The sequence below is a fragment of the Sorangium sp. So ce302 genome, from assembly GCF_051530145.1.
Classification (GTDB): domain Bacteria; phylum Myxococcota_A; class Polyangia; order Polyangiales; family Polyangiaceae; genus Sorangium; species Sorangium cellulosum_B.
Window position 1 is genome coordinate 4,045,175 of record NZ_CP150326.1, and the last position, 19,954, is coordinate 4,065,128.

Genomic DNA, 19,954 nt, shown 5'->3' on the forward strand with positions numbered 1-19,954 from the left:
CTTAGGGAGTTTGCTTGCGGCCCGTTCGGCCGCTTTCAGGAGAAAATTCATGCGCTTTGCTAGCTTGCTGAGCTGGGGCTCAGTCTCGATCGCTTGCTGCCTGGCCGCCTGCATCGCTGCGTCTCCGGACGACGAAGAGATCCTGTCGCTGGAGGGCGAGCTGCTCAGCTCGGACGGGACGATGTCGGCGGAGCTGTCGTACCAGTCGCAGTGGTCGACGGGGTACTGCGCGAACGTGACCGTGAAGAACATGAGCTCCAAGCCGAGCACGTCCTGGGGCCTTTCGATCGCGCTCAACGGCGCGACGCTGTCCAGCTCGTGGAACGCGCGGATCACGCAGTCGAACGGGCAGCTGAACGCCACCAACGAGAGCTACAACGGCTCGCTGGGAGCAGCGTCGACGGGAGCAGGAGCGTCGACGACCTGGGGGTTCTGCGCGAACGGCACGGGGAAGCCCTCGATCACGTCGGTCAACGGCAACGGGAACGGCGGCTCGACGTCGGCGAGCTCCAGCAGCGCCTCGAGCAGCTCCAGCAGCGCCTCGAGCAGCTCCAGCAGCGCTTCGAGCAGCTCCAGCAGCAGCTCCTCGGCCAGCTCTGGCGGAGGCGGCGCGGGCGGCAGCGGAGGCGCAGGCGGCAGCGGCGGCTCAGGCGGCAGCGGAGGCTCGGGCGGCGGAGGCGCGGGCCCTGGCTGGGACTGGGCCGGCATCATCGGGACCGGTCAGAGCCTGTCGGTCGGGGCGCAGGGGACGCCGGCCAGGGCGACCACCCAGCGCCGTCACAACCTCAAGCTCTCGCTGGGCAATGCCTCCGTGCCGCCCTTCGATCCGAGGAACGGCTCGCTCTCGATGGTGCCGCTCGTCGAGCCCATCCGCGCGCTGGCCACGGGCTACCCGAGCGCGTATCCGCGCAACATCTATGGCGAGTCCCCGCACACGGCCATGGGGGACCAGATCACGGCGCTGGTGCAGGCAGCGACGGGCGGCGATTACATCAGCGTTCACACCGTCGTCGGCGAGAGCGGACAGGCCATGTCGGTCATCCGGAAGGGCGCCGCCGACACCGGCTCGACGGGTCGGGCCTACGCGGCGTCGCTGTTCGAGGCCGCCGCCATCGCCCGCCTCGCCGGCGCGGCAGGCAAGACGTACGGCGTCGGCGCGATCGTGATCACCCACGGCGAGTCGGACGCGGGCAGCTCCAGCTACAAGAACGACCTCATCAAGCTCTGGTCCGACTACAACGCCGATCTCAAGCCGCTGACCGGGCAGACCCGGTCGATCCCGATGTTCGTGTCCCAGCAGCACGCCTATCCGAGCGGCTCGAACCAGCGGTCGGCAGCCACGCTCGCGCAGTGGCAGGCCGGGATCGACCGCCCGGGCGACATCATCTGCTCGGGGCCGAAGTACCAGTACCCGTACGCGAGCGACAACATCCACATGACCGCGATCGGCTACGAGCGGCTCGGAGAGAAGCTCGGGCAGATCTATAGCGAGAAGGTCGTGCAGGGCCGCGACTGGCAGCCGCTCCAGCCGACGCGGGTCGAGCGCAGCGGTCGCGTGATCACGGTGCACTTCCACGTGCCCGTGCCGCCGCTCGCCTGGGACAGCTCGCTCCCCGCGCCGCACCAGAGCGCGCTCACCGAGTGGGCGCAAGGGCGCGGCTTCGAGGTCCGCACGGCGAGCACCAGGATCCCGATCAGCTCCGTCGCGATCTCGGGCGACACGGTGCGCATCACGGTCGGGAGCGATCTCCCCGCGACGGGCGTCTGGGTCGGCTACGCCATGACCAGCGACGGCACGGCGTTCTCGGGGCGGACGTGGCGCTCGGGCCAGCTGCGCGACTCCGATCCCTTCGTCGGCTCGATGACGGGGACCGCGCAGCCGAACTACGCGGTGGCGTTCGAGATGGCCGTGCCCTGAGCCTCGCCGGCGCGGCGCCTCCCTCGGGATCGTCGCCGCCGAGCTCGACGGCCAGACGTCTGGCTATTCACCGCCAGACGTCTGGCCGACCCCCGTCACAGCCGCGGATCGACCGGCTCGCTCTCCAGCGCCAGCACCCCGAACACACACTCGTGCACGCGATGGAGCGGCTCGCCCTCCACGAAGCGGTGGAGCGCCTCCAGGCCGAGCGCGTACTCCCGCAGCGCGAGCGCGCGCTTCCCCGACACGCTGCGGTGGCGCAGCCGCGCGAGGTGCTGCGGCGCCAGGTACTCCGGCCCGTAGATGATGCGCAGGTACTCCGGCCCGCGGCACTTGATCGCCGGCTGGACGAGCCCGCGCGGGCCGCGGACCACCCACTCCCACGACTTGACCACCATGCCCTCGCCGCCGCGCTCGACCATCTCCGTCCAGAAGGCCACCGCCTGCGCCTCGCTCTGCGGGTCCGAGAGGTCGACAACGCGGTGCGGGGTCTCCACGAAGAACGCCGGATCGACCTCGGCGAGCCGCGCGAGCTGCCGCAGGTGGAAGCCGTGGTCCCGCGCCGCGTGCACCGCGCCCTCGCTCGCGAGCAGGTGGAAAGGCGCCAGCCGGAGGTCCGCCAGCGACCGCACCGGCCAGCAGTAACGCCGGTAGGCCGCCACGTACCCGTCCATCGCCGCCTTCCGGGCCGCGTGCCGCTCGAGCAGCACCCGCGCGCTCTCGTCGCGCGCGGCCGTCATCGTGAGCGCCCGCACCGCCGCGTCGAGCGACGCGCGGCCCGACGAGCCCACGGCGGCGTACTGGCCGCGCAGGAGATCCTGCGCCTTCGCCGACCAGGGCAGGAGCTCCGCGTCGAGGCAGACCCAGTCCGTGCGCAGCTCGGCCCACAGATCCGCCCGATCCATCGCCGCCCGCACCCGGTCGATGAGCTCCCGGCTCCGCGCCTCGTCCGAGAAGAACGGCCTGCCCGTGCGCGTCGTGCACACGCCGAGCGGCCCCTCGTCGAGGCGGAACCTCCGCCGCCGCGCGGCCTCGTCGCGGCACACGACCAGCACCGCGCGCGACCCCATGTGCTTCTCCTCGCAGACGACGCGGCCCACGCCGTTCTGCCGGAAGTACGCGAACGCCTCGCGCGGGTGCTCGAGCAGGCCCCCGTCCTTCGCCGTCTCGCTCGGCGACATCGTCGGCGGCAGGTAGATGAGCCACCGGGGATCCACGGCGAAGCGGCTCATCGCCTCGAGCGCCGCCGCCGCGTTCTCCTCGCGGATCGTCACCATGCCGTGCACCCGCGTCCGGATCGCGCGCCGGCCGCGCACGTCGTCGATGTCGAGCACGTCGTAGGCCTGCCCGCGCGGCTCGGCCTTCGTCTCGCCCGCGAGCGGCGCGAGCGGCTTCACGGGCTCGTAGTACACGCGGCGCGCCTTGACCTCGACCAGCTCGCGCTCCGGGTAGCGGAGCGCCGTGAGCGCGCCGCCGAACACGCACCCCGTGTCGATGCAGATCGTGCGGTTCTCCCACTCGGCCACCGTCGTCGGCGTGTGGCCGTAGACCACCATCGCCTTGCCGCGGTACTCCGAGGCCCAGTTGTACCGCACGGGCAGGCCGTACTCGTCGGTCTCGCCCGTGGTCTCGCCGTACAGACAGAACTCGCGCACCGCGCCCGAGCCCCGGCCCTGGAACGCCTCCTTCACCCCCGCGTGCGCGACCGCGAGGTTGCCGTCGTCGAGCACGTAGTGGCTGACGAGCCCGTCGATGAAGTCCGCCGCCTTCGCCTTGAACGCGTCCGTCTCCGCCTCGAGCTGCTCGAGCGTCCGCTCGAGCCCGTGCGTCGGCTTCACGTCGCGCCCGCGCAGCTTCTTCAGCAGCTTCACATCGTGGTTGCCAGGCACGCAGAGCGCGGCGCCCGACTCGACCATCGCCATCGTGAGGCGCAGCACGTCGGGCGAGCGCGGCCCGCGGTCCACGAGGTCGCCGAGGAAGATCGCGCGCCGGCCCTCGGGGTGCGACGCGCGCGGCGCGTCCGGCAGCCCCTCCAGCTTGTAGCCGAGCGCCTCGAGCAGCTCGACCAGCTCGTCGAAGCAGCCGTGGACGTCGCCGATGATGTCGAACGGCCCGCGCTCGTCGCGGCGATCGGTCCACAGGCGCTGCCGCTCGATCGTGGCCGCCGCGACCTCCTCGGGGGAGGAGAGCACGTGCACGTAGCGGAAGCCCTCGCGCCGGAGCTCCTTGAGCGAGCGGCGCAGCTCCCGGCTCTGGCCCCGCACGACGTGCGGGCCGAACTGCCGGTCCGGCCGGCCGGCGTTGCGCGCGTGGCAGAGCTTCTCCGGCATGTCGAGCACGATGGCCACCGGCAGCACGTGGTGCTCGCGCGCGAGCGCGACGAGCGGCCTGCGCGCGTCCGCCTGCACGTTGGTCGCGTCGACCACGGCGAGCCGCCCCGACGCGAGCCGCTTGCCCGCGATGAAGTGCAGGACCTCGAAGGCGGCCCCGCTGGCGGCCTGATCGTTCTCGTCGTCGGACACGACGCCGCGGTAGTAATCGGACGAGAGGATCTCGGTCGGCTTGAAGTGCGCCCTCGCGAACGTGCTCTTGCCGGAGCCGGACGCGCCGATGAGCACGACGAGCGAGAGGGAAGGGACGATGAGGGGGGCCTGCTCGCTCATGACGCCACCTCCGTCGCCTGCGCGAGGGCGCTACCCGCGCCGCCCGCGCCGCCGTCCTGAGCCTCTCCGCCGCCCGCGCCGCTCGTGCTGCTCGTGCCGCCCGCGCTGCCCTCGCGCGTGAAGATCGCCATCTGCGTCGGCGCGCCGAGCGACGGATCCATCGGGCCGATGGGCAGGTGCTCGACGGCGTAGCCGTGCGCGGCCGCGACCCCCTCGCAGAAGGCGTGGAACTCGGCCCGCGTCCACTCGAAGCGGTGGTCGCCGTGGCGGAGCGCGCCGCGCGGCAGCCCCTCGAACAGCGCGTTGTACTCGGCGTTCGGGGTGGTCACGAGGACGACGCGCGGCCGCGCGTGCTCGAAGACGCTGCGCGTGAGCGCGCCGAGCCGCGAGAGGTCCACGTGCTCGATGACCTCGACGAGGGTCGCGGCGTCGTAGCCCGAGAAGCGCGCGTCGCGGTAGGTGACCGACGCCTGGAAGAGCTGGATGCGCCGCCGCTGCTTGTCGGGCAGGTCGTCGAGGCGCAGCCGGTTCCTGGCGATCTCGAGGCTGCGCACGGAGACGTCCGCGCCCGCGACGCGCTCGAACACGCGCTCGTCGACGAGGCGCTTCAGCAGCTTGCCCTCGCCGCAGCCGAGGTCGAGCACGCTCCTCGCCTCGGCCCGGCGGAGCGCCGCGACGACGGCCTCGCGCCGCGCCTGGTCGAGGCTGATCCGCGCCTCGCCCCGGTCCTCGGGCGCGGCCTTCTCGTCCTCGGCCTCCTCGGGGCTCGCCTCGTCGTCGGCCACGAGCCGCGCGAGCGCGGCCCGGAAGAGCGGCCGGCTGTGCTTCAGGTAGCGGAGCGCGATCGCCTCGCGCTCCGGGTGCTCCGCGAGCCACCCCTTGCCCTTGGCGAGGAGGTTGTCGACCTCGGCGTCGCCCACGTAGTAGTGCTTCTTGTCGTCGAGCACGGGCACGAGCACGTAGAGGTGCGCGAGCAGCTCCCTGAGCCGGCACGTCCTCGCGAGCGAGACGCGCAGGTAGGCGCTCTGGCCCCACTCCGGGAACGCCTCGTCGAGCGGGAGGCGCTCGGCCGCGACCTCGTAGCCGAGCGGCTCGAAGAGCCGCCGGAGCAGCGCCTCTCCGCCGCGGCACGGCAGCGCCTCGATCGTGGCGGAGAGGGGGATCGGCGCGTCCGCGAGCTCCGGGCGGTCGCGGCACTTGCCGCCGAGCGCCGAGCCGAAGACCTGCGCGATCGCCACGGAGAGGAACGACGAGGCGACGTAGGGCCGGTCGTTCACGTACTGCGCGAGCGTCCCGGGCTCGCCCGCGCCGCGCCCGCGCACGAGGTCCACGGGATCGACGTCGAGCAGGAGCGCGGCGGTGCACCGCTCCTCGGTCGCCTCCGGATAGAACACGTGCGCCTTGCCGAACGACAGCGGGAACGACTGCGTGTTCGCAGGGTTCTTGACGAGCAGGTAGCCGAGGTCGGTCGCCGGCCGGTGCGTGGTGGTGAGCGTGAGGAGCATCGGGGCCGCAGTCTACGTGAGCGGAGCGACTCGCCACAATCGCGGCCGCGGTGCGCCCGCGCGCGGCGAGCGCCGCTCCCGAGCGCGGCAGACGGGGGATCTGTCGCCGCGCGGGGGCCGGCGATGGAGCGAGATCGCGCGCGAGCGGCGCGCGACCGCACGGAGGCGGCTTCCCCGACACCGGGGGCCCGGCGCTGCTAGCGTTGAACGGGTGACGCAGGAGCCCGCGAGCGAGGGAAAGGCCCACGTCGGCAAGGCCGTGGTGATCACCACGGCCGTGCTCTGGCTCCTCGACTGGATCGACCATGGAAGCTTCGAGCCCTGGCGCGGGCTGGGCACCGCGGTGTGGGTCGCGGCGGTCCTCGGCGCGCTCACGCTGGTGGCGCGCCGCATCGAACCGCAGCGCGCGCCGATCTGGCGTCAGCTCGTCCTGCTCGCGTTCACCGCCGGGATCGCCAGCTCCATCACCAACACCATCTTCTTCCTGGTCGCCACGGCGCTGCCCGAGGTGTTTCCAGAAGGACCGCGACGGCCGCTCGTGGCCACCGCCGTCGTGGGCTTCTTCGACGGCGACGCCTTGTTCGGCTTCTGGGCCCTCCTGATCGAGCTGCCTCGACAGATCGGCGTCGAGCGGAGGCTCGAGCACGAGCGGCGCGCGCTGCGCCAGGAGGTCGAGCTCGCGCACATCCGCGCTGCGCTCGAGCCTCACTTCGTGTTGAACACGCTCAACACGATCGCCGGCCTGGTGACCGAAGAGCCGGCCGAGGCTCGCGCCCTGATCGCGACGCTCGGCGACCTGCTGAGGGACATCATGCAGGGATCGCGCCGATCCCATCACACGGTCCGCGAGGAGGTGAGCTGGCTGCGGGGCTTCGCGCGCATCCTGGAGTCTCGGCACTTCGGGCGGCTCGCGTTCGAATGGGACGTCGACGCCTCGGTGGAGGGCTGCGTGCTCCCGGTGCTGCTGCTTCAGCCCCTGCTGGAGAACGCGGTGCACCACGGCGCGCTGCGCCGACGGGAGCGCGGCCGTGTCGTCCTGCAGATCACCGGGGAGGCAGGACACCTGCGCTGCGCCGTCGAGGACGAGGGCCCCGGCTTCGACCTGGCCGCTGTCCCGCCGGAGGGGCGGGGGCTCGCGCTGGTGCGGCGCCGCGTCGCCCTGGAATCGGCCGACGCGTCGCTGCGCATCGACTCGAAGCCCGGCCGGACGCGCCTGGAGGTCACGCTGCCCAGGAGGACCGCATGAAACAGCTCTCTGCTCTCGTCGTCGAGGACGAGTGGCCGGCGCGCAACTTCCTCGTGGAGCTGCTGCGCGATACCGGGAGCTTCGGGACCATCGCCGCGGTGACGAGCGTCGAGGCGGCTCGAGAGGCGCTCGATCGCATCGAGGTCGGCATCGACGCCGTCTTCGTCGATATCCGCCTCGTCGATCGCCCTGGAGACACGTCGGGCCTCGACTTCGCCCGCTCCCTCTCGGATCGCGCGAGCCCGCCGGCGGTGGTGCTCGCCACCGCTCTGGCGCAGCACGCGCTCGATGGGTTCGAGATGGGCGCGGTCGACTATCTCCTCAAGCCGTTCACGCTCGACCGCGTCACCACGTGTGTGGCGCGGCTCCTCGAGCGACGCCGGGCGCCGTCCCCGAGCGCAGGAAACCCGCGCCTGGTCGCGCGAAGAGACGACCGCCTGGTCTTCCTGGACCTCGACGGCATGCTGGCGTTTCAGGCGGCGGAGCGGCTCACCTATCTCCACCACGTCGACGGCGTGTTCTCGGTGGACCTCTCGCTCAACGCGCTCGGGGCCACGCTGGGCGACCGTGTCCTTCGCGTGCACCGCAACTGGCTCGTCGCTCCGGCGCACGTGCACGGGCTCGGCCGGCTCGACGGGGAGCTGATCCTCGAGGTCGGTCCAGGGCTCCGCGTGCCCGTCTCGCGCGATCGCGCGCGAGAGGTCCGGCAGCGGCTCCTGGAGAACACCGTCGGCATCACTCTGCCCGACTGAGCTCGCCTCTGTCGGCCGAGAGGACCAGCTTCGCCAGCTCGATCCCGAATCCCTCGATGTCGAACACATCGTACGTGTTCGTCCCGAGGATCACGCGCGTGTTCGCCGCCGGGCAGTCGACCGCAACCCCTCCAAGGCCATAGTCCCCGGCGCCGGCCGCGGCGTAGACCGTCTTGCCCTCCAGGTCGTGGGCGCCGCCCGAGAGGTAATGGGTCTCGTACGACTCGAATGCGGCCGGACCGAGCACCTCCCCCTTCCAGACCGCGACCAGCCAGCGATCGAGGTCGGAGACGGTCGTCACCAGCCCTCCATTGCCGACGAGCGACCAGGTGTACGGCCATCCGGCGGGGTCGTTCTCCTCGAAGGTCGAGGCGTCGTATCCGATCGCGGTGTCGACCTGCTCCCAGATCGGGTCACCGAAGAACCCGCTCTGTCGCATGTGGGCGGGAGCGAAGAGCTCGTCACGCACGTAGTCCGTGAACGCTCGTCCCGAGACGGTCTCCACGACGTCGGCGAGCAGCGTGTAGCCGGAGTTGGAGTATTCCTCGTTGCTTCCCGGCTCGAACAGCAGCTCCTGCGCGAAGATCCGCTGGCGTGCTTCGAGCCGCGTCATCGGCTCGAAGTCACCCTCCGTGTCGTGGTACTCGTCGAACCCGGCGCGGTGCTGGAGGATCTGAACGAGCGTGATCTCGGCCTTGTCGGCCGGTACGTCATCGAAGAGGGTCGCGAGCGAGTCGGTGACCGCGAGCGCGCCGTCGCCTTCGAGCTTGAAGATGGCCGTCGCGGTCAGGTCCTTCATCACGGAGCCGAAGTCGTACGCCGTGCCGGCGACGTTGGGGATGTTGTTGTCTCGATCCGCCAAGCCGTAGCCGCTCGCGAGCACCTCGGCCCCGTCGACCGTGACCAACACCGACCCGGAGAACCCGGCCGCGGCCGCGTCCGAGAGGCGACGCTCGAGCTCCTCGCGGAGCTCGTCCCGCTCGGGAAGTGCGGGCGACTCCCCGCTGCACCCGGTTTGTGGGACAGCCAGCGTGACCAGGCCGGCTGCCATCAGCCATTGCGAGATTGGTTTCATGCCGCGCCAGACTGCCAGCCGAGCTCGCGAAGATCAGGGACGAACCGACGAGCGCCAGGTTCTCGGCCACGAGCGGGGGGTTCTGCGGGACGAGCGCGTGGGGCGGCGGCAGCGCGTCCCGAGCCCCAGAGCGCCGTCTTGGCCGGATCGAGGCCAAGTCGTGGCTCGCCCGTCGAGGGCGACGCGCGCCGGGTCGAGCCGGTACACTGCGGCAGGCGGGCGGGTGCGCTCGTGGACTCGGAGAATTTATGAGCACAAGCCCTGAGCTTCTGGACAAGAAGATCCGCGTCGTCGTCGGGGGGATGGCGATCGAGTGGGATATCGAGAACGGGCAGTGCACCTGGGCCGGCGTCCCCTCGGTGTCGATGTTCCTGCCGAGCAGCGTGGTTGGGCTGATGTCCGGCTTCCAGCGGATGGCGGGGACCGAGCGCTTCAACCTCGCCGTGGAGAGCGGCGGGCGGCTCAGCATCGACGACGACTGGACCTACATCTCCGGTTATCCGACGTTCGAGGAGGGCTTCAAGGCGCTCGGCGTCGGCGCGGCCACGGCGGGCTGGGGCGTGTGGCACGTGCTCTCCCTGGACCGGGAGCGGAAGGAGGCCCGCTTCCGCGTGGTGAACGGGTGGGAGTCGGTCTACCAGAAGGAGCTCGACGTCTGCTGGGGCAGCAGCATGATCGCGGGCAAGCTGGCCGGATACTGCACCCGGCTCTTCGGGGAGGAGTGCGACGTCGAGCAGACGTCGTTCGCCGCCCGGGGCGACGCCCACGACGAGTTCACGGTGCGCCCCGCCACGACCAGCCTGGAGGACCGGCTGCAGCACCTGCTCGACGAGGAGCGGGCGACGAAGACGGATCTGGCCATCGCGCTGCACAAGCTGAAGCGCGAGGTCGAGGAGCGCGCCCGCATCGCCGAGGAGCTCCAGCGGACCGAGCAGGAGCTCCGCGACAAGCTGTCGTTGATCGAGCGGCAGCAGCACGAGCTCCGCGCGCTCGCCACCCCGATCATCCAGGTGTGGGACGGCGTGCTGACGCTCCCGTTGATCGGCACGCTCGACGGGGTGAGGGCCGGGGTGATCACCGAGGAGCTGCTCGACGCCATCGTCAGGACAGGCTCCCGCTATGCGATCCTCGACATGACCGGCGTGGACAGCATCGACGGCGAGACCGCCGATCACGTGATCCGGATCATCCGCGCGGTCGAGCTGCTCGGCGCCAAGGGGGTCATCACCGGCGTGCGCCCCGCGGTGGCCGCGCTGATCACGTCGCTCGGCCTCGAGCTGTCCGCCGTGACCACGCTGCGGAACCTCCGCGAGGGGCTGCGGATGTGCATCCAATCGCTGTCGGACAAGCCTGCAGGCGCGTGACGATGGCTGGCCGTGGCGGGGCGCCTGGCTCTCGCTCGCGACGCTCGCCGGGATCGGGCTCAACGGGGCGCTCGGCTGGTGGTGGGCGGACCCGATCGCTGCCCTGGTCATCGCCGCGCTCGTCGCCAAGGAGGGCGTCGCCACGTGGCGCGGCGAGCACGGCTGCTGCTGAAGGTGTCTCCTGGCCGGCCCTGCGGCTGTTGGTGCTCGCTCCCCTCGGTCCACATGGTAGGCTCTGTCGGCTCGTGACTCGGCAGCAAAGGCAACATCCCCGTTCCCGATGGACGCGGCGGCTCGTCCGGCTGCTCTCCGTGATCGTGCTCGCCCTGGTCATGAGCCAGCTGACCGTGGCGTACGCCTTCGTGGCCGTCGACGACTGCGGCGAGTCGTGTCCCGACGATGACGACCAGGGGGACTGCCCTTGTCCCCTGGATTGCGCCTCGGGGTGCTGCGCGGCGAGAGCCCCGGCGGTCCCACCCTCGCCCATCGTTCCTGTCTTGCTCGCGCCCTCCTCCGTGGAGCTCCTGCTGCTCGTGCCCGAGCGCGCGCCCCCGTCGCCCGAGGCGCGCGAGGTGCTCCACGTCCCAAGGCCCGTCGCCTAGGCACGGCGCTGATGGCCGCTCCGCGGCCCGAGCCGTCGATCGCGCTCCTGTGAGCTCCACGTGGGCCCCGTCAGCCCTCGATGGCCTCAGGCGATCGCGGCGTGGTTCAGCGCCCTGCCAGGTCCGAGCGGAAGGCATGCTCGCGACGCGTCGTCGCGCGCCCGCTCCAGCGCGTCCGTTCAGCGCTGCTCGACCTAGCTCGCGCATCACGCTCGCGGGCAAGTCGGCGGCGGTGATAGCGGTACTGCGCTGAGCGGCGGCGCGCTGGCGCGTGAGGGCGACGGCGTGCCCGAGACTCGTCCGTCACGTGACGTTGCGAACAACAAGGAAGGATACACCCATGAAAATTCGTTCCATCTCGCTCGTGCTCTGCGTCGTCGCCCTCGGTGCCGTGTCGTGCTCGAAGGAGGCGCCGAGCGCCGGCAAGGCGGCGCCCGAGCAGACGCAGGCGAAGGCGGCGCACGCGCCGGCCGACGTGAAGCCCGGCTCCCACGAGGACTGGTGCGGAGAGCACCAGGTGCCCGAGTCGCAGTGCACCCGCTGCAACCCGGAGCTGATCCCGGCCTTCAAGGCCACGAACGACTGGTGCGCGGAGCACGGGCTGCCCGAGTCGCAGTGCCTCAAGTGCAACCCCGACCTGAAGATCGTCAGGCCGCCGAAGGGGAGCTGACATGCCCCGCCGCGTTCACATCGTGTTGCTCATGCTCCTCGCCGTTCTGTCGGGGTGCGGGGCCAAAGGGACCGACCGCGCCGCTCAGGAGAAGGCGGAGGCCAAGCCCAAGGCCGTGGCGCCCGTCGAGGGCGCCATGTGCAAGGAGCACGGCGTGCTGCAGGCGCTCTGCACGAAATGCAACCCGAAGCTCGTCCCGATCTTCCAGGCCAAGGGAGACTGGTGCAAGGAGCACGAGCTCCCGGAGTCCATCTGCCCCATCTGCCACCCCGAGCGCGGAGGCAAGCCGGCGGCCGACGTGGCGAGCGACGGCGCGCCTGCCGACGGGACGAAGGTCAAGCTCAAGACCGAGGACACGGCCCGGCTCGCCGGGATCCTCACCGCGAAGGCGGTCGAGCGTCAGGGCGGCGGCGGCATCCCCGTGACCGCGAGGATCGCCTACGACGCGCTCAAGGTCGCGGAGATCAACGCCCGCGCCGCGGGGGTCGTCCGGCAGCTCCACGTGGACGTCGGCGCGGAGGTCAAGAAGGGCGCGCCGCTCGCGGTCATCGACAGCGCCGAGGTCGGGGCAGATCGCTCGCGGCTGGCCGGCGCGCAGTCGCGCCTCACGATCGCCGAGGAGAACCTGAAGCGAGAGGAGCAGCTCGAAAAGGAGGGGATCTCGTCGCGCCGGAGCGTCCTCGCCGCGCAGCAGGAGCTCGACGCCGCCCGCGCCGAGCGCTCCTCGTTCGCGGCCTCCCTGGCCGTCGTGGGCGCGAGCGCGGGCGGCAGCGGGGGCTACACGCTCACCACGCCGCTCGCCGGCATCGTGACCCAGCGCAAGGCGACCGTGGGCAGGCTCGTCGGCGTCGAGGAGACCCTGTTCGAGGTGGTCGACGTCTCGAGCATGTGGGCCGAGCTCGACGTCCCCGAGACCGACCTCCCGGCCGTCTCGCTGAAGCAGCCCGTGGTCATCGAGGTCGACGGGATCGCGGGGCGCGAGCTCAAGGGGGAGATCACCTATGTGGCGCCGGCCATCGACCCGGCCACGCGCACTGCCAAGGCGCGCGTGCCGCTCGCGAACCCGGGCGGCGCGCTGCGGGCCAACATGTTCGGCAGGGCGCGCATCCTCGCCCCATCCCGCGCGGCGGTCGTGGTGCCCCGCGCGGCCGTGCAGCGCGCGAGGACGGTGAAGCTCGTGTTCGTGCGGCTCGCGGACGACCAGTTCGAGGCGCGGCGGGTCGAGATCGGGGCGACCGAGGGCGATGTCGTCGAGGTGACCAGGGGCGTGCGCCCGGGCGAGGAGGTCGCGACCGAAGGGAGCTTCCTGCTCAAGACCGAGACCCTCAAGGAGAGCATCGGCGCCGGCTGCTGCGGCGAGGACTGAGGCGCGCGCGATGCTGAACGCCGTCATCACCTGGTCGCTCCGCCACCGTTTCCTCGTGATCCTGGCCTCGATCGGCCTCTCCCTTGCGGGCGTCCTGGCGTTCCGTCAGCTGCCGATCGACGCCTTCCCGGACACGACGCCGGTGCAGGTGCAGATCAACACCGTCGCCCCGGCCCTCTCCCCCGTCGAGATCGAGCGCCAGATCACGGCCCCCGTCGAGCAGGCCATCTCGGGCCTGCCCAGGCTCGAGGAGGTCCGCTCGCTCTCCCGCTTCGGCCTCTCTCAGGTCACCGCCCGCTTCGAGGACGACACGGACATCTACCTGGCCCGCCAGGTCGTCATGGAGCGGCTCCAGACCGTGACGCTGCCGCCGGGGATCCATCGCCCGGAGCTCGGCCCGGTCGCCACCGGGCTCGGCGAGGTGTTCCACTACGTGGTCACGGGCAAGGGCAAGTCGCTGAGCGAGCTGCGGACGGTCCACGACTGGGTCATCGCGCCGCAGCTCCGCTCGGTGCGCGGCGTGGCCGAGGTGAACGCGTGGGGCGGCGATGAGCGGCAGATCCAGGTGCTCGTCGACCCGGCGGAGCTCACCGCGCGCGGGCTCTCGCTCCACGACCTCTCCGACGCCCTGGAGCGCAACAACGCCAACGTGGGCGGGGGCAACCTGGACCAGGCCGGCGAATCCAGCCTGATCCAGGGCATCGGCATCGCCACGCGCGTGAGCGACATCGAGGACATCGTGGTCGCCGCCAAGGGCGGGGCGCCCATCCGGGTGCGCGACGTCGCCCGGGTGGTCGAGGGGCGCGAGATCCGGCGGGGCGCGGTCACCGCCGACGGCAAGGGGGAGGTCGTGCTCGGCCTCGGCTTCATGCTGATGGGCGAGAACAGCCACGACGTCACGACGCGGCTCAAGGCGCGCCTTTCGGAGGTCGAGAAGAGCCTGCCGCCAGGGGTCGACGTCGCCGTCGTGTACGACCGCACCGAGCTCATCGACAAGGTGCTCGGCACCGTAAGGAAGAACCTGCTCGAGGGCGCGCTCCTGGTCGTGGCGGTGCTCTTCGTCTTCCTCGGCAACCTCCGCGCCGGGCTCATCGTGGCCTCGGCCATCCCCCTGTCGATGCTCTTCGCGTTCGACCTCATGCTGCGCGCCGGCGTCGCCGGGAGCCTGATGAGCCTCGGCGCGATCGACTTCGGCCTCGTCGTCGACAGCTCGGTGATCATGGTCGAGAACTCGGTCCGGCGGCTCTCGGAGGACACGAGCGACCGGAGCACGACAGAGGTCGTGCGCGACGCCTCGATCGAGGTCCGCAAGCCGACGATGTTCGGCGAGCTCATCATCATGATCGTCTACCTGCCGATCCTCGCCCTCGAGGGGGCGGAGGGGAAGCTGTTCCGGCCGATGGCGCTCACCGTGATCTTCGCGCTCATCGGCTCGATGATCCTGTCGCTCACGCTCATGCCGGCGCTCGCGAGCCTGCTCCTGCCGCGCCGCATGAAGGAGCGCGAGAACGTGCTCGTGCGCCTCCTCAAGCGGGCCTACCGGCCCGCGCTGCAGCTCGCGCTGCGGTGGCGCTGGGCGGTGCTCGCCGGGGCCGCGCTGCTCCTCGGCAACGCGGCCTTCCTCGCGACGCGGCTCGGCGCCGAGTTCGTGCCGCGGCTCCGTGAGGGCACCCTCGTCGCCAACACCGTGCGGCTCTCGGGGGTCTCGGCGGGCGAGTCGATCCGCTACGGCACCCGGCTCGAGCGGGTCCTGCTGGAGAGGTTCCCGGACGAGATCGAGCGCGTCTGGACGCGCACGGGCACCGCGGAGGTGGCGACGGACCCGATGGGGCTCGAGCTGTCCGACATGTTCATCACGCTCAAGCCGCGGGAGGCGTGGAAGCGCGCCGCCACGCAGGACGAGCTCGTCCAGGCGATGGAGTCCGAGCTCGCGGGGATGCCGGGCATGCGCGTCATCTACACGCAGCCGATCGAGATGCGGGTCAACGAGATGGTCGCGGGGATCCGGGCCGATCTCGGGGTGAAGCTGTTCGGCGACGACTTCGACACGCTCAAGCAGAAGGCGCGCGAGATCGAGGCCGCCCTCAAGAAGATCCCCGGCGCCGCGGACGTCGTGACCGAGCAGGTGACGGGTCAGCCCGTGCTCGAGATCGAGGTCGACCGCGCCGCCATCGCCCGCCACGGCATCGCGGCCGCCGACGTCCTGGATGTCGTCGAGGCCCTCGGCGCGCGGGAAGTGGGGCAGCTCCAGGAGGGCGAGCGCCGCTTCCCCGTGGTGCTGCGCATCGACGATCGCTACCGGGAGGACCCTGCCTCCATCGGCCGCATCCTGGTCACCGCGGCCGGCGGGGAGCGCATCCCGCTCGCGCGGCTCGCGAAGATCCGCGCGACCGAGGGGCCGGCCGCGATCAACCGCGAGTGGGCCAAGCGCCGGATCGTCGTGCAGGCGAACGTCCGGGGCCGCGACGTGGGCACCTTCGTCGAGGAGGCGAGGGCGGGGCTCGATCGGGAGGTCGAGCTCCCGCCCGGCTATTACGTCCGCTTCGGCGGGCAGTTCGAGCACCTCGAGCGGGCGCAGGCGCGCCTGCTCGTCGTCGTGCCCATCGCGCTCGGGCTGATCCTGCTGCTGCTCTACTTCACGTACGGGCGGCTCCTGGATGCGGTCCGCGTCTTCACGGGCGTCCCGTTCGCCGCGATCGGCGGCGTCGTCGCGCTCTGGCTTCGCGATCTGCCCTTCAGCATCTCCGCGGGCGTCGGGTTCGTGGCGCTGTCGGGCGTCGCGGTGCTCGGGGACATGGTGCTCGTCTCGACCATCCGGCAGCTCACCGCGGCCGGGATGCCCGTGCGGGACGCCATCGAGCTCGCGGCCGAGCGGCGCCTCCGCCCGGTCCTCATGACGGCGCTTGTCGCCTCCCTGGGCTTCGTGCCGATGGCGCTGAACACGGGCGTCGGCGCCGAGGTCCAGCGCCCGCTCGCGACCGTCGTGATCGGCGGCGTGATCTCGTCCACGCTGCTCACGCTGCTCGTCCTGCCGGCGCTCTACAGCGTGGTCGGCGGGAGGCTCCGCGCGGACGCCGCCGGCGAGGCGGGCGCCTCCGAGCCTCCGCGGCGCGCCGGCCCGGCCCTGTCGCCTGCGGCGGAGTAGCCGGTGCGCGCGCGCTCCCGCCTCCGCACGATCGCCGTCACCGCGGGCGTCCTGATCCTCGTCCAGGCGCTCGCGGTGGGGCTCTACTGGGCCGTGGAGCGCCGCCGCGGCGCCGAGCGGCCAGGTCGCCCTTTCGCGGTCGAGCGGCTCCACGACGGCCAGCGCGTGCCCGACGCTGCTTTCGAGCAACCGGACGGGACCTCGCTTCGCGCCGCCGCCTTGCGCGGCCGGCCTGTGCTGCTCCACTTCTGGGCCACCTGGTGCGGCCCCTGCCGCGCCGAGCTCCCGCGCTTGCTGGAGCTCGGCCAGCAGCTGGAGAAGGCCGGGAGGCTCCAGGTCGTGGCCGTGAGCGTCGACGAGAACTGGGAAGTCGTGCGCGCCTTCTTCGGCGGCGAGGTCCCTCCCGGCGTCGTGCGGGCCGGATCCCCTGCGGTGCAGCAGCGGTTCGGGGTCTCGACGTTGCCCGACACCTTCCTGGTGGAGGCGGACGGCAGGATGTCCCTCCGCTTCACGGGCGCGAGGGACTGGCGAGCGCCCGAAGCGACAACGCTGCTGCTTGGACAGGAGCGGCCAGCGCCCTGATCGCGCTTCCCGCTACTCGGCGCCCCCGGCAGACACCGACGAGCCATCGAGGGAGCCGCCTGCGCCATTGGAGCCGCCTGCGCCATTGGAGCCGCCTGCGCCATTGGTGCCGCCTGCGCCATTGGTGCCGCCCGCGCCATTGGTGCCGCCTGCGCCATTGGAGCCGCCTGCGCCATTGGAGCCGCCTGCGCCACCCGAGGCATCCGTGCCGCCTGCGCCATTGGAGCCGCCCGCGCCATTGGTGCCGCCCGCGCCACTGGTGCCGCCTGCGCCACCCGAGGCATCCGTGCCGCCCGTGCCATTCGTGCCGCCTGCGCCGCCCGCGCCATCCGTGCCGCCCGTGCCATTCGTGCCGCCTGCGCCGCCCGCGCCACTCGTGCTGCCTGCGCCACCCGAGGCATCCGTGCCGCCTGCGCCGTTCGTGCCGCCTGCGCCGCCCGCGGCATCGGCGCCGCCCGTTGCATCGGCGCCACCGGTGCCATCCGCGCCGCCCGTTCCACCGGCGCCGCCACCACCACCCGCACCACCTGTCCCTGGGTCCTCCAGGGGGAAATTCTCGTCGAGGCACAAACGGCCTTCAGGCGTCAAGGTGCAGACCTCGCCGTTCGCGCAGGCCCTCTGGCCCTTCGGGCACTTCGTCACTCCGAAGAGGCAGAATCCGTTGGTCTCCTCTCCGAGGAACACACACGAGGCGTGCGGCAGCAGGCAGTCGCTGTGGCTGTTGCACGCGGGCGCGCACAGACCGAGGTCACCAACCCCGGGATCTTCCGCCAGAGGATACACGCAGAGGCCGTTCTCCAGCCCTCCGCAGTCCTCGTTGGCGACGTCCCCGCCGATCCCGCACAGCTCGGCGCACACGCCGACGTCGGCGCCGATGTCGATGCACCACGCCGCGCAGGGATCCGTGCCGTCGGCTTCGAGCGCGCACGCGGCGCCTGCCGGCAGCCCTTGCGTAGGCTCGTCGACGCAAAAGTTCATGCGGGGATCGCACACCCGGCCGCCGCACTGGCTGTCCGATCCGCAGTTCGGCATGCACACGGACACATCCTCGATGTCCTCGCAGCGCAGCTCCTCGCGGCCGCGGCACTTCGCCGGATCGAGCTCGTCGACGATGGTCTCGAGCGGGGGCTCGCCCGAGGTGCAGCCGAGAAGACAGAGGCCGTCGAAGCACGCGCTGCCTTCGCCCTCACAATCGCTGTCTCCGGTGCACGTGGTCGTGCAGTACCCGCCCGCCGGGCCTCCGCCGAGGAACTCGTCGCCCGACTCCGTGAAGCAGAGGCCACGCCGGCCGCAGTCCGTGTCCTTCTCGCACCGGGCGCCGAGCCCCCGCCCTTCGCCGGAGCCTCCGTCACCGGAGCCGCCGTCGCCGGAGCCGCCGTCGCCGCCCCCGGCGCCGCTCTGGGCGCTGGAGCCGCCGTCGTTGCCGTCGGAGCCGCCGTCGCCGGAGCCACCGTCGCCGGAGCCGCCGTCGCCGGAGCCGCCATGGCCCGCCGCGCCCGCGCCGTTGCTGCCGGCGCCCGCGCCGTCGCTCGTCGATGTGCCTCCCGCGCCGTCGTCGGAATCGTCAGAGCAGCCGAGAAATCCCGTCGAAAAGGCGACCGTGGTGAGCAAAGCCGCCGCAATTCTTCGCACTCTCATCGCTGTCACCCGAACCAGGAGGCCGTGCCCCCATCGGGCGCGCCATCGACTGATTCACAGACGGTACCGGAATCGGCGCCTCTCCAACATCGGCAAACCGCCTTGTGCCGGCGTTCGCTGCCCCCCGCCGGCCCACCCGGGCGCGGCCCGCTCAGAGCCGCACGAGCAGCCCCAGAAACCCGGCGAACGTCGGTCTCCCCGCGGTGCCGAGCCGCTCGCCGCCGAGCGTCACGACGGCGCGGGGCTCGGCGAAGATCGCGTGTGCATCCACCAGGAGGGTTGCGCGGTCGGTCAGGCGCAGCCCGGCGCCCCCGCCCAGGGCCGCGGCGACCGACCAGACATCGCCCGTCGCGCTCCGCAGCGGCGGCAGGGGATCACCGCTGACGAACAGGTGAATTCCGCCCACGCCGGCCGAGAGCACAGGCGAGATCGCGCCGCCCGTGTCCAGCGCCCATACCGCCTCCAGAAAGGCCATCTCCTGACGGACGGACACCGCGCCGAACTCGCCCTCGAGCGTAGGCCCCAGCGTCGGCCCGGCGAACGTCAGCCGCGCCGCGAGCCCCGCGGGCAGCGCGCCGCCGCGGCCGTCCGCGCCGACCCCGTACGACAGCCGCAGCGCGGGCCCCAGCGCCGGCCCGACGCCGTCTGTGCTCAGGAGCGCCACGAAGCCGGCCTCCACGCCCACGCCCGCGAGCATCCCGGCCCGCTCCGGCGCAGGGGGCATCCCGGCCCGCTGCCGGACCGGCGCCATCCACCGCCGCACGTCGTCGGGAACGGCGGCGCCGCCGTCCTCCGCGGCGCGCCCGTGCGGCTCCTGCAGGCTCGCCTCCAGCAGGCTCGCCTGCAGGAGCTCGACCGCGCGCACGGCCATCACCGACGGCGCCGCCGCGCCGGCCGCCTCCACGGCGCGCACCACCGTCTTCTGCGTCACCCGATCGACGATCCAGAGGTCGGCGGTCGCGCCCGTCCGCGAGCGGACGATCGTCGCGGCCGCGAACGCGTCTGCCTCCTTCGCGGCGCGCTCCAGCCCTGCGCGCAGATCGCCCTCGGGCGCTCGCATGACGCGCACCACGTCGAACCCCGCCGCGCCGAGCTCGGCCCGCAGCCGCGTCGCCGCCTCGAGCACGAGCGGGTCGTCCACGCCGGCCTCGACGATCACCACCCGTGACGCGGCCGCCTCGGCCTTCCGTGAGGGCGCGCCGGGCGGCGCCGCGTCGGCCCGCGCCGCGGCGGGCGCCGACGCGAGGAGGAGCCAGAGCAGGAGAGTGAGGGAGCGCACGCGCCAGGGCTCTATCAGATCGCAGCCGGGGGTGGAGGCGCATCGCAGCGAACGGGGAGGGGCAGGGGGCATGGGGCCCCGTGACGTACCCGAGGAGCCGAGCCACGGGATCCCGCAGCGTCCGTCCGGACGGGCCACGACCGGGAAGA

General features: G+C 72.2%; 14 protein-coding genes. 9 read left to right on the forward strand and 5 right to left on the reverse strand.

Annotation, left to right across the window (positions count from 1 at the left end; genetic code table 11):
- Positions 1 to 49: 49 nt before the first annotated feature.
- Positions 50 to 1,918, forward strand: coding sequence for a cellulose binding domain-containing protein (locus tag WME73_RS15480; protein WP_437916188.1), 1,869 nt, complete (start codon positions 50 to 52; stop codon positions 1,916 to 1,918).
- A gap of 95 nt (positions 1,919 to 2,013) precedes the next feature.
- Here the strand turns inward: WME73_RS15480 and WME73_RS15485 are convergent, their stop codons facing one another.
- Both WME73_RS15485 and WME73_RS15490 read right to left on the reverse strand, forming a co-directional pair.
- Positions 2,014 to 4,581, reverse strand: a complete 2,568-nt coding sequence (locus WME73_RS15485; RefSeq protein WP_437746217.1) for a polynucleotide kinase-phosphatase — start codon at positions 4,579 to 4,581, stop codon at positions 2,014 to 2,016.
- Positions 4,578 to 6,086 (reverse strand): 3' terminal RNA ribose 2'-O-methyltransferase Hen1, encoded by a 1,509-nt coding sequence (locus tag WME73_RS15490; protein ID WP_437916189.1) that lies wholly within the window; start codon positions 6,084 to 6,086, stop codon positions 4,578 to 4,580. The genes WME73_RS15485 and WME73_RS15490 overlap by 4 nt, the downstream gene beginning before the upstream one ends.
- Positions 6,087 to 6,297: 211 nt before the next feature.
- On the opposite strand from WME73_RS15490, the gene WME73_RS15495 reads away from it, so the two are divergent.
- Together WME73_RS15495 and WME73_RS15500 are read left to right on the forward strand one after the other, a co-directional pair.
- Entirely contained in the window at positions 6,298 to 7,332 is a 1,035-nt protein-coding gene (locus WME73_RS15495; RefSeq protein ID WP_437916190.1) for a sensor histidine kinase, read from the forward strand.
- Positions 7,329 to 8,084 carry a LytR/AlgR family response regulator transcription factor gene (locus tag WME73_RS15500; RefSeq protein WP_437746220.1) on the forward strand — a complete coding sequence of 252 codons (756 nt, stop codon included), beginning with the start codon at positions 7,329 to 7,331 and terminating at the stop codon, positions 8,082 to 8,084. The genes WME73_RS15495 and WME73_RS15500 overlap by 4 nt, the downstream gene beginning before the upstream one ends.
- Here the strand turns inward: WME73_RS15500 and WME73_RS15505 are convergent.
- Positions 8,068 to 9,135, reverse strand: a complete 1,068-nt coding sequence (locus WME73_RS15505; protein ID WP_437916191.1) for a serine hydrolase domain-containing protein — start codon at positions 9,133 to 9,135, stop codon at positions 8,068 to 8,070. The genes WME73_RS15500 and WME73_RS15505 overlap by 17 nt on opposite strands.
- Before the next feature lie 272 nt (positions 9,136 to 9,407).
- Between WME73_RS15505 and WME73_RS15510 the strand changes: the two genes are divergently transcribed.
- From WME73_RS15510 to WME73_RS15535, 6 genes are all read left to right on the forward strand, one after another.
- Positions 9,408 to 10,523 (forward strand): STAS domain-containing protein, encoded by a 1,116-nt coding sequence (locus WME73_RS15510; RefSeq protein WP_437916193.1) that lies wholly within the window; start codon positions 9,408 to 9,410, stop codon positions 10,521 to 10,523.
- A 311-nt stretch (positions 10,524 to 10,834) separates the two neighbouring features.
- Entirely contained in the window at positions 10,835 to 11,125 is a 291-nt protein-coding gene (locus WME73_RS15515) for a hypothetical protein (protein ID WP_437916194.1), read from the forward strand.
- A gap of 340 nt (positions 11,126 to 11,465) precedes the next feature.
- On the forward strand, positions 11,466 to 11,795 hold the full coding sequence (locus WME73_RS15520) for a hypothetical protein (protein WP_437916195.1): 330 nt from the start codon (positions 11,466 to 11,468) through the stop codon (positions 11,793 to 11,795).
- A 1-nt stretch (position 11,796) separates the two neighbouring features.
- Complete coding sequence (locus WME73_RS15525; protein ID WP_437916196.1) at positions 11,797 to 13,161, forward strand: efflux RND transporter periplasmic adaptor subunit; 1,365 nt, start codon at positions 11,797 to 11,799, stop codon at positions 13,159 to 13,161.
- 10 nt (positions 13,162 to 13,171) lie between these two features.
- A complete protein-coding gene (locus tag WME73_RS15530; protein WP_437916197.1) occupies positions 13,172 to 16,306 on the forward strand; it encodes an efflux RND transporter permease subunit in 3,135 nt (1,044 codons plus the stop codon).
- 3 nt (positions 16,307 to 16,309) lie between these two features.
- Positions 16,310 to 16,888 (forward strand): TlpA family protein disulfide reductase, encoded by a 579-nt coding sequence (locus WME73_RS15535; protein WP_437916198.1) that lies wholly within the window; start codon positions 16,310 to 16,312, stop codon positions 16,886 to 16,888.
- A gap of 12 nt (positions 16,889 to 16,900) precedes the next feature.
- Here WME73_RS15535 and WME73_RS15540 read toward each other — a convergent pair whose 3' ends face one another.
- Both WME73_RS15540 and WME73_RS15545 read right to left on the reverse strand, forming a co-directional pair.
- Entirely contained in the window at positions 16,901 to 18,526 is a 1,626-nt protein-coding gene (locus tag WME73_RS15540) for a hypothetical protein (RefSeq protein WP_437916199.1), read from the reverse strand.
- Between the two features lie 151 nt (positions 18,527 to 18,677).
- Positions 18,678 to 19,805 (reverse strand): hypothetical protein, encoded by a 1,128-nt coding sequence (locus WME73_RS15545; RefSeq protein ID WP_437916200.1) that lies wholly within the window; start codon positions 19,803 to 19,805, stop codon positions 18,678 to 18,680.
- Positions 19,806 to 19,954 lie beyond the last annotated feature (149 nt).